This is a genomic window from Pseudonocardia sp. Cha107L01 (genome assembly GCF_052566575.1).
This window is the reverse complement of record NZ_CP199579.1, coordinates 5469257-5485741: the sequence shown is the minus strand read 5'-3', so window position 1 is coordinate 5485741 and position 16485 is coordinate 5469257. Positions and strand designations below refer to the sequence as shown.

At 74.8% G+C, this 16485-nt stretch carries 4 protein-coding genes; 2 read left to right on the top strand and 2 right to left on the bottom strand.

The window, feature by feature from the left end; genetic code table 11:
• Positions 1-37: 37 nt before the first annotated feature.
• Together ACTXG6_RS25600 and ACTXG6_RS25595 are read left to right on the top strand one after the other, a co-directional pair.
• Complete coding sequence (locus ACTXG6_RS25600; protein ID WP_445181921.1) at positions 38-1720, top strand: ABC transporter ATP-binding protein; 1683 nt, start codon at positions 38-40, stop codon at positions 1718-1720.
• Positions 1717-3468 (top strand): ABC transporter ATP-binding protein, encoded by a 1752-nt coding sequence (locus ACTXG6_RS25595; protein WP_445181920.1) that lies wholly within the window; start codon positions 1717-1719, stop codon positions 3466-3468. The genes ACTXG6_RS25600 and ACTXG6_RS25595 overlap by 4 nt, the downstream gene beginning before the upstream one ends.
• Positions 3469-3482: 14 nt before the next feature.
• On the opposite strand, the gene ACTXG6_RS25590 is transcribed toward ACTXG6_RS25595, so the two are convergent.
• On the bottom strand, positions 3483-6953 hold the full coding sequence (locus ACTXG6_RS25590) for an amino acid adenylation domain-containing protein (RefSeq protein ID WP_445181919.1): 3471 nt from the start codon (positions 6951-6953) through the stop codon (positions 3483-3485).
• Between the two features lie 35 nt (positions 6954-6988).
• The gene (locus ACTXG6_RS25585; protein WP_445181918.1) at positions 6989-16465 is read right to left on the bottom strand and encodes an amino acid adenylation domain-containing protein; all 9477 of its coding nucleotides are present in this window, start codon (positions 16463-16465) and stop codon (positions 6989-6991) included.
• Positions 16466-16485: the final 20 nt, after the last annotated feature.

The window sequence follows — 16485 nt, the reverse complement described above, 5'->3', positions numbered from 1 at the left end:
CGTTGATAGCCCAGGCTAACCTTGCCATGCTGCACCTATGGCCGTCAGACCCCAGGTGCTGCGCGAGGCGATCTCCGCGCAACGCCGCGAGCTCAGCATCGCGTCGCTGTTCCTGATCGTGCACCAAGCCTGCGAGGCGCTGGTCCCGGTGCTGGTCGGCGTGATCATCGACCGGGCAGTGCGCACCGGGAGCCCCGGCGAGCTGATCGGCTGGCTGGCGGTGCTCGGGCTGGATTTCCTGCTGCTGTCCAACGGCTACCGGATCGGCTCGCGGCTCACCTGGCTCGCCGAGGCCCGCGCGGACCAACGGCTGCGGCTGCGGCTGACCGACCGGGTGCTCGACCCGCGCGGCGGGGCCGAGTCGGGCCGGCTGCCCGGTGCGCTGGTCAGCATCGCCACGGCGGACACCAAGCGGGTGTCGCTGCTGTTCCTCGCGCTGCCCTTCGGCACCGCCGCCGTGGCCGCCCTGGTGGTGGCCGCCGTCGCCCTGCTGCGTATCTCGCTGCCGCTGGGCCTGCTGATCCTTCTCGGCACCCCGCCGCTGCTGTACCTGCTCCGGCTGCTCGGGCTGCCGATGCAGCGGCGCAGCGGCCCGGAGCAGGAGCGGGCCGCCCGAGCAGCCGGCGTGGCGGCGGACCTGGTCAGCGGGGTACGGGTGCTCAAGGGCCTGCGGGCCGAGGTGGCCGCGCAGCGACGCTACGCGGCCACCAGCCAGGAGTCGCTGGCCGCGACGCTGCGGGCCGGTCGCGCCCAGTCCTGGTACGAGGGCGCGGTCCTCGTCGCCAACGGCCTGTTCCTGGCGCTCATCGCGCTGATCGGCGGGCGGCTGGCGGCCGGCGGCTCGATCAGTGTCGGTGAGCTGGTCTCCGCCGTCGGGCTCGCCCAGTTCCTGCTCGGCCCGCTCAGCGTGTTCAGCCGGGTCACCTCCGCGCTGGCGCAGGCGCGGGCCTCCGCGGACCGGATCGCCGACGTGCTCGCGGCTCCCCCGGCGGTCGCCGGCGGCACCGCCGCACCGCCGGAACCGGCCCGGGGCGCGCTGCGGCTGCGCCAGGTCGGCGCCGGCCCGCTGCACGGGTTGGACCTGGAGGTGCCGGCCGGGGAGATCCTCGGCCTGGCCACCGCCGACCCCGCGGTGGCGGTGACACTGCTGGCCTGGCTGAACCGCGAGGCCGACCCGGAGCAGGGCCAGGTCGAGCTCGACGGCCACCCGTTGACCACTCTGGACCCGTCTGCCCTGCGCGGTGCGATCGTGGTCGCCGCACACGACGCCGAACTATTCGCCGGCACGCTGCGGGACAACGTCACCGCCGCGGCGGCCGCCGGCGTGGACACCGACCCGGCGCTGCGGGCCGCACAGGCCGACGAGGTGGCCGACACCCTCGACGGGGGCCTGGACGCCGAGATCAGCGAACAGGGGCGCTCCCTGTCCGGTGGCCAGCGGCAGCGGGTGGCGCTGGCCAGAGCGCTGGCCACCGAGGCCCCGGTCCTGGTGCTGCACGACCCGACGACGGCACTGGACACGGTCACCGAGGCCCGGATCGCCAGCGGCATCCGGGCGCTGCGGCACGGTCGGACCACCATCGTGCTCACCACCAGCCCGGCGCTGCTCGCCTCCTGCGACCGGGTGGTCACCCTGGACGGCGGCGGGGTCACCGCGCAGGGCAGCCACGCCGAGTTGCTGCGCGAGCAGGCGGGTTACCGCGAGCTGGTGCTCGGATGAGCCGGGAGTTGCTGCCGACCGCCGGCGCGGCGCGGGTGCGTATCGAGATCGCCGCACTGCTGCGCCCGCACCGCGGCCCGGCCGCACTGGCCACCCTGGCGCTGCTCGCCGGTGCCGCGGTGAGCCTGCTGACCGCGCCGCTGCTGGGTCGCATCGTCGACCTGGTGGCCCAGGGCCGGCCGGCGTCGGCGGTCGACGGCCCGGTGGCCGGGCTGGTCGGCGTCGCGCTCGGCCAGGGGGTGTTCGCGGTGCTCGGGGTGTACCTGGTCACCCGGGTCGGCGAGAGCATGCTGGCGGCGCTGCGCGAGCAGTTCATCGCGCGGGTGCTGCACCTGCCGCTCGAGCGCATCGAGCAGGCCGGCTCCGGCGACCTCACCTCGCGGGTCACCACCGACGTGGCGCTGATCGGCGAGGCGGTCCGCAACGCGGTGCCCCAGTTCGCCCGGTCGGCGCTGATCATCGCGTTGACCCTGGTCGGCCTTGCCGTGTTGGACTGGCGGTTCATGGTGGCCGCGCTGCTGGCCGCCCCGGTGCAGGTCCTGGCCGCCCGCTGGTACCTGCCGAGGGCCATCCCGATGTACCGGGCGCAGCGGATCGCCGGGGGCGCGCAGCAGCAACAGCTGCTGGACACCGTCGGCGGCGCGCGCACCGTGCGTGCGTTCCGGCTCGGCGACGACCACGCGGCCCGGGTGGCCCGCCGCTCGGAGGACGTCGTCGAGGCCTCGGTCCGCTCGGTGCGGGCCCGCACCGGGTTCCTCAACCGGCTCAACATCGCCGAGTACGTGGGCGCGGCCGCCGTGCTCGGCGTCGGGTTCTGGCTGGTCCGCACCGGCACCGCCTCGGTGGGGACCGCCAGCGCCGCCGCGCTGTACTTCATCAACCTGTTCGGCCCGGTCAACCAGGTACTGCTGCTGCTGGACGACGTGCAGTCGGCCGGCGCCGCACTGGCCCGGTTGGTCGGCGTGCTCGACGTCTCCGACGGCGCCGCGGGCACCGAGCCGGCCGCCCACCCGGTGGACAGCTCGGTCAAGCTGGCCCGGGTCAGCCATGCCTACCCCGGCGGCCCCGACGTGCTGCACGACGTGCACCTCGACGTGGCCGCCGGCAGCAGGGTCGCGCTGGTCGGTGCGAGCGGGGCCGGCAAGAGCACGCTGGCCAAGCTCGTGTCCGGGGTGCACCGGCCGACCCGGGGGACCGTGCGGATCGGCGGCGTGGCACTGGAGGAGGACGGCTCCGCACCGGCCCGCGGATCGGTCGCGCTGATCACTCAGGAGGTGCACGTGTTCGCCGGCCCGCTGGCCGACGACCTGCGCCTGGCCCGGCCGGAGGCGACCGACGAACAGCTGCGCGGGGCGCTGGCCGCCGTCGGCGCGCTGAGTTGGGCCCAGGCGCTGCCGGACGGGCTGGACACGGTGGTCGGCGGGGGCGGGCACCCGCTCACCGTGGTGCAGTCCCAGCAGCTCGCACTGGCCCGGCTGGTGCTCGCCGACCCGCCGGTCGCGGTGCTCGACGAAGCCACGGCGGAGGCCGGCAGCGTCGGCGCCCGGGTGCTCGACGCCGCCGCGCTCGCCGCGCTGGCGGGCCGCACCGGCCTGATGGTGGCGCACCGGCTCACCCAGGCGACCACGGCCGACACGGTGATCGTGCTGGACGGCGGCCGGGTCGTGGAGCAGGGCACCCACGACGAGCTGGTCGCCGCGGGCGGCCGCTACGCCCAGCTGTGGGCCGCCTGGCACGCCAGCCGCTGACCACAGGGGTCGTGTCAGTCGCGGAGTTGCAGCTCCAGCTCGTCCTCGGTCAGCGCGCTGACCTCGAGCGAGATCGCGGCGATCTCCTCCCAGCGCGAGTCCGCGCCGACCATCGTCTTGGCCAGCGCGGCGACGGTCCGTGCGGTGAACACGTCGCGCACCCGGACGTCGTCGCTCTGCAGCGCCTCCCGGAGGTTCGCGACGACCCTGGTCGCCAGCACGGAGTCGCCGCCGCTGGAGAGGAAGTCGTCCTCGATGCCCAGCGACTGGTCGGCGAGGGTGTCGCGCCACGCGCTGAGCAGCACCCGCTCCAGCGCGGAGCGGGGCTCGACCGGCCCCACCGCGCCGGCACCGGTGTGCCGGTCCAGCAGCGCGTCGATCGCCGCGCGGTCGGGTTTGCCGTTGCGGGTCAGCGGCAGCTCGTCCAGCACCACGATCCGTTCCGGGATCATGTAGCCGGGCAGCAGGTCGGCGACCCCCGCACGCACGGCCGACTCGACCAGCCCGGGATCGCCGGCCACCACTGCCTGCAACGACCCACCGCGCCGCTGCGACAACCGGGCCACCGCGCGGCGGGCGCCGGGTTGCGCGGCCAGTGCGGCCTCCACCTCACCCAGCTCCACCCGGTAGCCGCGCAGCTTCACCTGGTGGTCGGCCCGGCCGAGGAACTCCAAGGTCCCGTCGCGCCAGTAGCGGCCGAGGTCGCCGGTCCGGTACCAGCGCCTCCCCTGCCTGGTGACGAACTTCTCGGCGGTGCGCTCCGGGTCGCCGCGGTAGCCGGTCGCCACCCCGGCGCCGCCGATCCACACTTCGCCGGTCACCCAGTCCGGCCGGTCCCTGCCCTGCTCGTCGACCACCCGGCAGGCCACGTTGTGCAGCGGCACCCCGTAGGGCACCGCGCGCCAGTGCGACGGCACCGCCGCGTCCACGACCTCGCACTCGGTGGAGTGGATCGCGGTCTCCGTGGTGCCGCCGAGGCCGACGAACCGGCAGTCCGGCCGCTGCTCGGCCAGCCGCACCGGCAGGTCCACCCCGACCCAGTCACCGCCGAGCAGCACCAGCCGCAGCGTCTCGCCGAGACCGTCGGAGCGGCCGACCACCAGCAGCATGTCCAACAGCGCCGGCACGCAGTTCAGCACCGTCACACCCCGCTCGCGCACCAACCGCGCCCAGTCCCGGGCCTCCTTGCGCTCGTCCTCGCCGACCACCACCACCGCGCCGCCGGCGGACAGCAGGCCGAACACGTCGAACACCGACAGGTCGAACTCCATCGCGGACACCCCGAGCGCACGGTCACCGGGGCCGATGGCGTACCGCTCGACCAGGTCGTCGATGGTGTTCATCGCGGCGGAGTGCGAGACCTCGACGCCCTTGGGCTCACCGGTGGAGCCCGAGGTGAACAGCAGGTAGGCGGTCGAGGACGGGTCGGCGAGAGCGGGCGCGCCCAGCCGGTCGGGCCAGCCCAGGGCCACCCCGGGTGCCACGGCGGTGCCGTCCAGGTTGACGGAGTCGCCGGCCGGCAGCTCCCGGTCGGTGACGATCAGCCGGCTGCCGGCGATGGACATGATCCGGTGCAGCCGGCTGTCCGGCTGATCCCGACCGATCGGCAGGTAGGTACCACCGGCGGCCAGCACGCCGAGCACCGCGGCGACCTGCTCGGCGCCCTTGGGCAGGCTCACCGCCACCGGGTCGCCGGCGCTCATGCCGTGCGCGCGCAACGCGGCCGCCACCCGCAGCGCCCGGTCGGCCAGCTCGCCGTAGCTCCACGTGCCGGCCTCGCCCCAGAGCAGCGCCGGCGCCCCCGGGTCCCGGTCGGCGCGGGCGAAGAACTGCTCGTGCAGGCAGCGCGACGGATACTCGACCGCGGTGTCGTTCACCCGGTCCCGGATCGTGTGCTGCGCGGCGCTGAGCAGCTCCACCAACGGCTGCTCCCAGGCGGCGTCACTGCCGGCGAGGCGGTCGAGCAGATCGGTGAAGGCGTCGAACATCGCATCGGCGACCCCGGGCATCAACAGGTTCTCCCGGATGTCCCAGTTCACCAGCACGCCGCCGTGCAGCTCGGTGACCTGCGCGTCCAGCAGCACCTGCGGACCCTGTGAGATGATCCACACCGGCTCGCCGAACTCGCTGAGCACCGCCGGGTCGAACAGCTCGCCGAGCCCGAGCGCACTGGTGAACACCACCGGTGCCACCACCTGCTCGCCGCGCGCCCTGGTCAGCTCACGCAGCAGGTGCACGCCGGAGAACGCGGCGTGCTCGGCCCGCTCGTGCAGCTGCGCCTGCAGCCGCCGGGCCCGCACCGCGAACCCGGCCGGCTCGCGCAGGTCCACGTCGAGCAGCACCGACGAGGTGAAGTCGCCGACCAGCTCGGCGATGTCCGGGTGCAGCGGCTCGCGGTCGAACAGCGGCACGTTGAGCAGGAACCGGCTCCGCGCGCTCCAGCCGCCGATCACCTCGGCGTACCCGGTGGCCAGTGCCATCGCGAGTGTCAGGCCGTGCCGGCGGGCCCGCTCGGCCAGCTGGTCGCGCAGCTCGGGGGCCAGCCAGCGGGCCCGGCGACCGGTCCGCCCGGGGTCGGCGGCCAGCGGGTCGATCGGGAGCTCGGGCGCACCGGGCAGCTCGTCGAGGCGCCGCGACCACCAGGCGGCGGCCCGCTCGGCGGCGGGTGCGCTGGACGCCTCGTGCTCGGCCAGGTAGCGCGCGAAGTCGTACTCCGAGGGCTCGCCGAGGTCGGTTCCGGTGTAGCTCCGCGCCAGGTCGGCCAGCAGGATCCGGTAGCTGCGCGCGTCGGCGGCCACCATGTCGACGTCGACGTGCAGCCGGCTGCGCCCGCCCGGCAGCAGGGTCAGCCCGATGTCGAACACGTGGCCGGCCTCGATGTCCAGCACCTCGTGCGAGAGCCGCTGCCGCAGCGCCGCCAGCTCCGCCTCGACCTGTTCCTCGGCGGCGTCCCGCAGGTCGAGCAGCGTGACCGGCGGGTGGTCCCGCGCCGGCAGCACCCGCTGGGTCCCGTCGCCCCGCACGGTGACCCGCAGCATCGGGTGCCGGCGCACCACCGCCTCGACCGCCCGCGTCAACCGGTCCGGATCCACCGCCGGCCCGTCGAACTCGGTGTAGAGGTGCGCGGCGACCCCGCCCAGCTCCTGGCCGTCCTCCCGGCCGATCCAGTACGCGTGCTGCAGCGGGGCCAGCGCGAACCCGTCCGCGCTGCCGGGGGCCGCCGGTCGGGGCTGCTCGGGCGCCGGGGGCGGCCCGACCCGGGTGGCGAGCAGCTCGCGCCACTGGGCCAGGGTCGGCTCCGCGGCGAGCTCACCGAAGGACACCTCGGTCCCCTCGCGGCGCCACCGGCTGGCCACGCCCATCAGGGCGATCGAGTCGAGGCCCCACTCGAGCAGGTTGTCGTGCTCGCCGGGTGCGTCGTCGTCCTCGGTGAGCAGGTCCCGGACCTCGTCCAGCCAGGTGTCGATCCTCGTGCGGTCGGTCATGGTCTCTCCACTCCGAGTCTCTCCACTGTCGATTCTCAGCGTTCGAACCGTTGCCGCAGCCGGTCCAGCTGGCCCGCGCTCACCGTGACCAGTCCCAGGTCCTCGGTGCTGGGCGCGGCGGCGTCCGGATGCGTGCCGTGCTCGACCAGGCCGTGCAGCGCCGCCACCCAGGACTCGGCGATCCGCTGCGCATCGGCCGCCGGCACCACCTCGGGCAGGTAGGTGAACGAGGCACGCAGGCCCTCTTCGTCCACCAGTACGTTGATGTCCAGCGCGTGTCCCACCCGCATGCCGGGGTCACCGCTGCCGCCGAGCACACCGGCGTCCAGCGACCAGTCACCCTCGGCGTAGAAGTCGAACCGGCCCAGGTAGTTGAAGCCGATGAGCGGTTCCGGCAGCGCCGCCAGCTCCCGCGCCGACTCCGCGTGCAGGTGGCGCAGCACCCCGTAGCCGGCACCGCGTTCCGGTAGCCGGCCCAGCGTGTCCCGCACCCGTTTCACCAGCGTCCCGGCCGCCGGGCCACCGGCGAACGCCTCGTCGACGTCCGTGCCCGCCGCGTCGAGACGGACCGGGAACGCACTGGTGAACCAGCCGACCGTGCGGGTCAGGTCGACGGCCGGGCCGAACGGGCCCACCAGCTCCTCCTCCCGCCCGTGCCCCTCCAACCGGATCAACGGCGTGGCGTCACCCGCGCGGGCGGTCGCCGCCAACAGCGCGGCGAGCAGCATGTCCTGGGTCTGCGCGCGCAGGGTCCTCGGCAACGAGGTCAGCACGGTCCGGCTGACGTCGCGGTCCACCCGCACCACCAGCCGCTCGGTGGCCGACAGCACGTCCCGCTCCGGGTCGGGCCCCCGCCTGCCCAGCTGGGGCGGCGGGCCGGCCAGCATCGCCCGCCAGACCGGCAGTTGCCCGGCGAGCTCCGGTGCGCGGCGGCGCAACCCGCTGGTCCAGGTCCGGAACGACGTCCGGACCGGTGCCACCGGCTCACCCCGGCAGGCCTGCGCCAGGTCACCGATCAGGATCCGCCAGGAGACGCCGTCGACCACCAGGTGGTGCGCGACGATCAGCAGCCGGCCCCGGGCCCCCGGCCCGGCGTCGAACCACACCGCCCGCACCATCTCACCGGACTCCGGGTCGAGCGACCGTGCCGCGGCCTGCGCCGCCTCGGCCAGCTCGGTGGCGCTCGGCACGCCGTCGACCCGGGCCGGCACGGGGCCGGGAGCACCCGGCTCGACCCACAGCCGCGGTTCGCCGTCGAGCACCAGCCGGGCGCGCAGGATGTCGTGGGCGGCCACCACCGCGCCGAAGCCGGTGCGCAGCTCCGCCTCGGTCATCCCGGCCGGCGTGTGCAGCAGCACGGACTGGGAGAACGTCCGGTACGGCCCGCCCCGGTCCAGCATCCGGTGCATGATCGGCGCGAGCGGCACGTCCCCGGTGCCGTCGTCGCCGGTGGCCGGGCCGGTCTGCCCCGCCGCCAGCGGCACCGCCACCAGGGCCAGCGCCTCCGGGGTCTTCGCCTCGAACACCTGCCTCGGGGTGAACCCGAGACCGGCCGGGCGGGCCAGCGAGGCCAGGCGCAGCGCGGAGATGCTGTCGCCGCCGAGGGCGAAGAAGTTGCCGTCCACCCCGACGCCGTCCATGCCCAATATGTCGGCGAACAGCTCGGTCAACAGCGTCTCCACCGGGCCGTCCGGCGCGCGCGACGCGGAGTCGCCGGACCGCACCGGAGCCGGCAGCGCCCGTCGGTCGAGCTTTCCCGAACCGGTCAGCGGCAGCTCGTCCAGCAGCACGATCGCGGCCGGCACGAACTGGTCGGGCAGCGCCGCCGCGACCACGCCGCGCAGCCGTTGCGGGTCGACCTGGGCACCGGCCGAGGGCACCACGTACCCGACCAGCCAGGTGCCGCTCGGCCCGTCCTCCCTCGGTACCACCGCGGCGGCGGCCACCTCCGGTAACGCGGCGAGCACCGCCTCGGCCTCACCCGGCTCCACCCGGACGCCGCGGATCTTCACCTGGTGATCGCCGCGGCCGAGGTACACGCACGTCCCGTCGGGCTCCGCGCGCACGATGTCGCCGGTGCGGTACAGCCGCTGCCCGGGACCGCCGAACGGGTCGGCCACGAAGCTCGCCGCGGTCAACCCGGGGCGGTTCAGGTATCCCCTGGCCAGCTGCACGCCGCCCAGGTACAGCTCACCCGGCACACCCGGTGGCACCGGGCGCAGCGCGGCGTCCAGCACCCGCAGCCGCACGCCGTCGATGGCGCGTCCGATCGGCACGCCCGGGCCTGCCGGCTCTTCGGGCAGGTAGCGGGTGGCCGTGACGTCGATGGTGGCCTCGGTCGGCCCGTACAGGTTGTGCAGCTCGGCGTCGAGCAGACCGGTGGCGCGCCGGGCCAGCTCGGTGGTCAGCTCCTCACCGCTGCAGAGCACCCGACGCAGCGACCGGCACTCGGCGACGCCCTCCTCGGCCAGGAAGGCGCGCAGCATCGACGGCACGAAGTGCACGCTGCTGACCCATTCCCGCCGGATCAGCTCGATCAGGTACCCGGGGTCGCGGTGCCCGTCCGGGCGGGCGACGACCAGGCGGGCGCCGACCATGAACGGCAGGAAGAACTCCCACACCGACACGTCGAACCCGGCCGGCGTCTTCTGTGCCACGACGTCGTCGGCGTCGAACCCGTAGTGCGCGACCATCCAGTTGAGCCGGTTGCGCAGGCCGCCCCTGGTCAGCACCGCGCCCTTGGGCCGGCCGGTGGAGCCGGAGGTGTAGATGACGTAGGCCGGGTGGGCCGGGTCGACGCGCACCGGTGGCGGGCCGGTGGGCCGCCGCGCGAGCCCCTCGGCCGGGTCGTCCAGCGCCAGCGCCTTGCCGGCCGCGCGCGGGAGGGCCCCGAGCACGTCCGAGGTGCCGAGCACGATCACCGGGTTGGCCTCGTCCAGCATCGCGCGCAGCCGGGCGGCGGGCTGGTCCGGGTCCAGCGGCAGGTACGCCGCCCCGGCCCGCAGGGTGGCGAGCAGCGCGACGATCAGCTCCACGCCGCGGCGGGCCGCGATACCGACCACCCGCTCCGGCCCGGCGCCCCGCTCCCGCAGCGCCCAGGCGAGCTGGTTGGCGCGGGCGTCGAGCTCGGCGTAGGTCAGCCGCCGGTCCTCGAAGGTCAGTGCCTCCCGGTCCGGCCACCGCGCCGCGGCCAGCGCGATGGACTCGACGACGTCGACCTGCTCCGGCGCCGCGTCGGCCGCGAAGCTGCTCGTCTCGGCGGGCAGCAGCGGGTCGAGCCCGGCGAGCGGAGCGTCCGGCCGGTCGGCGAACCGCCGCAGCAGCGCGCGCAGCCGTTGGCCGAGCGCGCCGATCTGCCCGGCGTCGAACAGCGCCGGCTGGTACTTCAGCGAGATGCGCAGGTCCTCGCCGGGCAGCACCAGCGCGGTGAGCGGGTAGTGGGTGTCGTCGTGGGCGTCCATCTCGGATAGGCTCAGCCCGGCCCGGCGCGCCGCGTCCTCGAGCGTGGACCGCCGCATCGGGTAGCTCTCGAAGACCAGCAGCGTGTCGAACAGCTCGCCCAGCCCGACCGTGCGCTGGATGTCGGCGAGCCCGAGGTACTGGTGCTCCAGCAGGTCCACCTGGGCGGTGTGCACCCGGCGCAGCAGGGCGCCGAACGTGTCGCCCGGCGCGGCCGCCACCCTGGCCGGCACCGTGTTGATGAACAGCCCGACGGTCTCCGCCGCGGCCGGCAGCTCGGTGGGCCGACCGGAAACGGTCATGCCGAAGAGCACGTCCTGCTCGCCGGTCAGGACGCCGAGCAGGGTGCCCCAGCCGGCCATCAGGACCGTGTTCAGCGTGACGCCGTGCTCGCGGGCCAGCCGGCTCAGCGCCGCGGTCAGCTCCGGGCCGAGGTGCACGTGCAGCTGCTCGGACGGCGGGTAGACGGCGTCCACCCCGGCGGTGCCGGCCAGCAGCGTCGGCCCGGTCACGCAGTCCAGGGCGGTCCGCCAGGCCTGCTCGGCCGCGTCGGTGTCGCGCTCCGCCAGCCAGTCCAGGTACCCCGAGTACTGGCCCTTGGCCGGTGCCAGTGTGCCGTCCGCGTAGGCGGCCAGCAGGTCGGTCACCAGCAGCGGCAGCGACCAGCCGTCGAAGAGCAGATGGTGGTTGGTCAGCAACAGCCGGTGCCGACCCTCGCCGAGGTCGACCAGGGTGGCGCGCAGCAGCGGCGCCCGGTCCAGCGCGAACCGGGTGCGCCGGGCCTCCCGCAGCTCCGTCCACCGCCGCTCCCGCGCGGTGGGGTCGACAGCGCTCAGGTCCACCTCGTCCCACGGGACCTCGACGTCCTCCGCGATCACCTGCACCGGTTCGCGCAGGCCCTCGTGCAGGAACGCGGCGCGCAGGCTGTCGTGGCGGCGCAGCACCGTCTGCAGCGCGGCACGCAGCCTGGCCGGCTCGAGGTCGCCGGTGAACGTCATCACCGGCTGGGCGAGGTAGGCGTCGGCCTCGGTGCTGTCGGCGCCGCCGGCCAATGAGTGGAAGGCCAGCCCGCGCTGCAGCGGGGACAGGGGCAGCCTGGCCCGGTCCCCCGGCGCGGCGGCGGGCGCAACCTCGGTCGGGCCGTCCGGGTCCACCAGCGCCACCCTCGGCGCGAGCGCGGCCGGCGTAGGTGCCGCGAACACGTCCCGCACGGTGAACCGCAGGCCTTCGGACCGCGCGGTCGACACCAGCTGGATGGACATGATGCTGTCCCCGCCGGCACCGAAGAAGTCGTCCTCGGCACCGACCCCACCCGACTCGGTCAGGCCGAGCACCCGGGTGAACAGCTTCACCAGCCGGGTCTCCAGCTCGCCCTCGGGCGGTCGCGAGGTGGTGCGCACCGCGGCGGGCGGCGGCAGCGCGGCCCGGTCGATCTTGCCGGAGGGCAGCATCGGCAACGAGTCCAGCGTGATGACCGTGTCCGGCACCATGTGCGCCGGCAGCTGGCCGGTCAGCCAGCCGCGCAGCTCCGCGCCGTCCACCGGCTCGGCCCCGGGCGCCGGGACCTGGTAGCCGACCAGCCGTGTCGTCGGGCCCTCGTGGGCGCGGGCGGCGGACTGGCGGATGGCGGGATGGCGGGCCAGCGCCGACTCGATCTCCTCCAGCTCGACCCGCATGCCGCGGATCTTGATCTGGTTGTCCGCTCTGCCGAGGAACTCCAACACCCCGTCGGTGCGCCACCGGGCCAGGTCACCGGTGCGGTACAGCCGCTCCCCCCGGCCGCCGAACGGGTCGGCGACAAACCGCTCCGCCGTGCGCCTCGGCTCGCCGACGTAGCCCCGCGCGAGGGGCAGGCCGCCGAGGTAGATCTCCCCGGCCACCCCGACCGACACCGCGCGCAGCTGCTCGTCCAGCAGGTAGATGGCGGTGTTCGGGTTGGGCCTGCCGATGGTGACCGCGCGGCGCTCGTGGCCCTCCCGGTAGATCTCGTGGCTGACCCCGATGGTCGCCTCGGCCGGCCCGTAGCCGTGGTAGAGCGTGGCTCGGGTGTCATCGACGTGGGACCGGAAGCGGGCGAACAGCTCCGGGGTGAGCAGCTCCCCACCGCACCAGACGTGCCGCAGGCAGGACAGCGCGGACCCGACGATCGGGCCGGCACCGACGCCGAGCAGCAGCTCCAGCATCGACGAGGTCAGGTAGCAGAAGGTGACCCGCTGCTCGGCGATCAGCCCGGCCAGCTCGGCGACCTCGCGCTCCAGCCCCGGTTCACAGACCACCAGCCGCGCGCCGCAGACCAGCGGCAGGAAGATCTCGTTGACCGAGATGTCGAAGCCGAGCGGCGCCTTGAACAGCGCCGCGTCACCCGGGCCGAACCCGAGCATGTCGACCTGCCAGAGCAGCCGGTTGGCGATGGCCCGGTGCCGGATCATCGCGCCCTTCGGCGCACCGGTCGACCCCGACGTGTAGATGACGTACGCGAGGTTCTCCGGGTCGAGCGCGGGCAGCGCCGGGGGCGTCCACCCCGGGTCCGGCGACCCGGGGTACGGGGGCACGGCGAGCGCCGGCAAACCCGACCAGCTCAGCGAGCCCGGGTCGTGCGACAGCACCAGGACCGGCTCCGAGGTCAGGACGGTGTCCTCGATCCGCCGCCTCGGCCAGGACGGCTCCAGCGGCACGAAGGCACCGCCGCCGCGCTGCACGGCGAGCAGCGCGACCACCATCTCCAGCGAGCGCTCCAGGTGGATGCCCACCGTGCGCTCCGGCCCGACGCCGCGGGCGACCAGCTCGCCGGCCAGCCGGGCCGACCAGTCGTCCAGCTCGCGGTAGGTCAGCTCCCGGTCCCCGTACACCACCGCGACGGCGTCCGGGGTGGCCGCCACCTGGTCGGCGAACATCGCCGGCAGCGTGGTGTCCGAGGTCGCCGCGCCGGTGTCGTTCCAGGTCCGCAGCATCCGGGTGCGCACGCCGGCCGGCAGGTGCTCGATGGCGGACAGCGGGCGGCCCGGATCGGTGGCGACCTCCTCGGCGAGCTGGTGCAGCTCGTCCGCGAGACGCCGCACGGTCTCCCGCTCGAACAGTGCGGTGCTGTAGCGGACCGTGGCGCTGGGCCGCGCGGTGGCCTCGTCGTTCAGGATGAAGGTCAGGTCGAACTTCGCGATCTCCAGGCGCACCGGGAACGGCGTGTCCGTGACGCCGGGCAGCCGCAGCGGGGGCGGCGTCGCGCCGTTGTAGACGACCATGGTCTGGAACAGCGGCGGCCGGCCGAACACCCGGGGCGGCGCGACCAGGTCGACCACCCGTTCGAACGGCAGGTCCTGCTGGGAAAACGCGGCCAGGTCGGTGGCCGCGACCCTGGCGACCAGTTCGCTGAACGTCGGGTTCCCGCTCAGATCGGCCCGCAGCACGGCGCTGTTGACGAACATGCCGACCAGCCCGTGCACCGCCGCCGACCCCCGCCCGGACACCGGCGTACCCACCGGGATGTCCGGACCGGCGCCGTTGCGCAGCAGCAACAGCCCGACGAGCGCGTGCCACACCACGAATGGCGTGGTGCCTTCCCGCACCGCCAGCGCGCGCAGCGCGGCGAGCACCGGGCGGGCCAGCGGGATCGTCACCACCGCCCCGTCCGATGCGGCCTCCATCGGGCGCGCGCGGTCGGTGGGCAGCCCGATCTGCTCCGGCAGGTCGCGCAGCTGCTCCCGCCAGAACTCCCGCTGCGCTGCCATCTCCGGGCCGTCCAGCGCGGCGCGCTGCCAACGCGCGTAGTCGCCGTAGCTGACCGGCTGGCTGGCGAACGCCGGTGCCGCGCCGGCCCGCCGCGCCCGGTAGGCCACCGACAGGTCGGCGCACAGCACGGACTCCGACCATTCGTCGGACACCGTGTGGTGCAGCAGGAACAGCAGCACGTGCTCGTCGCCGCCGAGGTGGAACAGGGTCGGGCGGAACGCCGGTTCGGTGTCCAGCTGGAACTCGTGGCACAGCTCCCGCTCGACCTCCCGGTCCAGGTTCGGTTCGAGCTCACGGTCCGGGTGCACCCGCAGCCGGGCGCCCGCCGACGCGGCGGCCTCGGTGCCCAGCACGACCTGTTCCGGCACCCCGTCGTGCGACACGATCACACTGCGCAGCACCTCGTGGCGCTCGACGAGGTCCCCGACCGCGTCCGCCAGCGCGGCCACGTCCAGCGGGCCGGACAGCCGGCGGGCGAATGCCAGGTTGTAGTCCGGGGACGGGCCGGTGACCTGGTACAGGAACCACAGCGCGTGCTGCGGCACGGACAGCGGCCGGCTCGCGGCGCCGACCGGGGCGTCCCCGGCCGGGGAGACGTCCCGCCAGTCCGCGTCCCGCCCGAGCCCCGACACCACGGCGGCGAGCGCGGCGGGGGTGGGGTACTCGGCGACGGTGCGTATCGAGATGTCCGCGCCCAGGCTCGAGCGCACCTGCGCGACCAGCTTCGTGGCCAGCAGGGAGTTGCCGCCGAGCGCGAAGAAGTCCTGCCCCGCCGACACCGCGTCGTACTCGAGCAGCTCGGCCATCAGCCCTCGGAGCCGGAGCTCCACCTCCTGGTCGCCGACCGCCGTCGGCTCTGCCGGCGCCGTGTCCGGCACGCTCACCGGCCAGTCCCGCACGGCGAGCGCGGACAGCGGTGCCTCCGGGCGCGCCGCGACCGCATCCAGCACCGCGCACAGGTCCGCCAGCAGCTCGTCCACCCGCTCGGCGGAGAACAGTTCGGCGGAGTAGCTGGCCTCGATCTCCAGGTCGCCCTCGATCAGGAACGCTTCCAGCGAGAGGTCGAACTGCTTGGTGCCGTTGTGCACGTTGCGCCAGGTGGTGCGCACGCCGGGCAGCCGGGGGCCGACGAGTCCCTGGGTGAGGAACAGCAGCATCACGTTGAACGGGTCGACGTCCCGAGAACCGCCACGGGCACCACCGCGCTCCCGCAGGGCGGCCACGACCTGGTCGTAGGGCATGTCCTGGTGCGCGAAGCCACCCGAGCAGACGGTGTCCGCGCGGCGCACCAGCTCGGTGAACGTCGGGTCGCCCGAGGCGTCCAGCCGCAGCACGAGCGTGTTGCCGAAGTTCCCGATCAGGGCCTGCGCCTGGGCGCTGTCGCGGTTCATCGTGGCCGAACCGATGGGCAGGTCGGTGCCGCCGCCGTAGCGGTGCAGCAACGCACCGAACGCCGCGAGCAGCACGGTGAACGGTGTGACGCCCTCCCGGGCGGCGAGTGCGGTGAACCGGGCGGTGCGCTCCGCGCCGAACACCATCGAGCGCCGACCGCCGCCCGCACCACCCGGGTTGTCCGCCGGCAGCGCGAGCGGGCCGGGCAGGTCGGTGAGCCGGTCCAGCCAGTAGTCGCGCTCGGCCGGGCGCACCGGCGCGTCGGCGAGGGCGGCCGCGAAGTCGCCGTACTGCACGGGGGGCGGCTCCACGTCGGTAGCGGCGCCGGAAGCCGCCCCGCCGCCGACCGCCGCCGCGTAGGCACGGGTCAGCTCGGCGGAGATCACCGGCCAGGTCCCGCCGTCCCACGCGATGTGGTGCACGACCAGGCCGAGCCGGTACTCCCGCGCGCCGGTGCGGTAGAGCACCGCCCGCAGGGGCCAGTCCCGCGCGAGGTCGAACCGGTGCCGGGCCAGCTCGGTGACCAGGTCCTCGGCAGTGCCGGGCGGCCGGTCCCGCAGGTCGATCAGCGGGACCGGGAACTCGGCGACCTCGGCGACGGGGTCGATCCGCTGGCGGGGCAGCTGGTCGGCGGCGAGCGGGTAGCGGGTGCGGAGCACCTCGTGCCGGACCACCATCGCCCGCAGCGCCGCACCCAGTGCCGCCACGTCCAGCGACCCGGCGAACGTCACGTGCAGGCAGACGTTGTAGGCGACACCGGACGGGTCGAACCGGTCCAGCACCCACATCCGGCGCTGCGCGGGGGACAGCGGCGCGCTGCTCCGGTCGGCGCGGCGGGTGACCGACGCCGCGGTGGCGCGGTCGGCACCCAACCCGGCGTCGGCCAACCGTTTGCGCAGTACCGCGGCCCGCCGCTCGGCAAGCTCACTGTTCATTCGCGAATCACCTTCCGCAG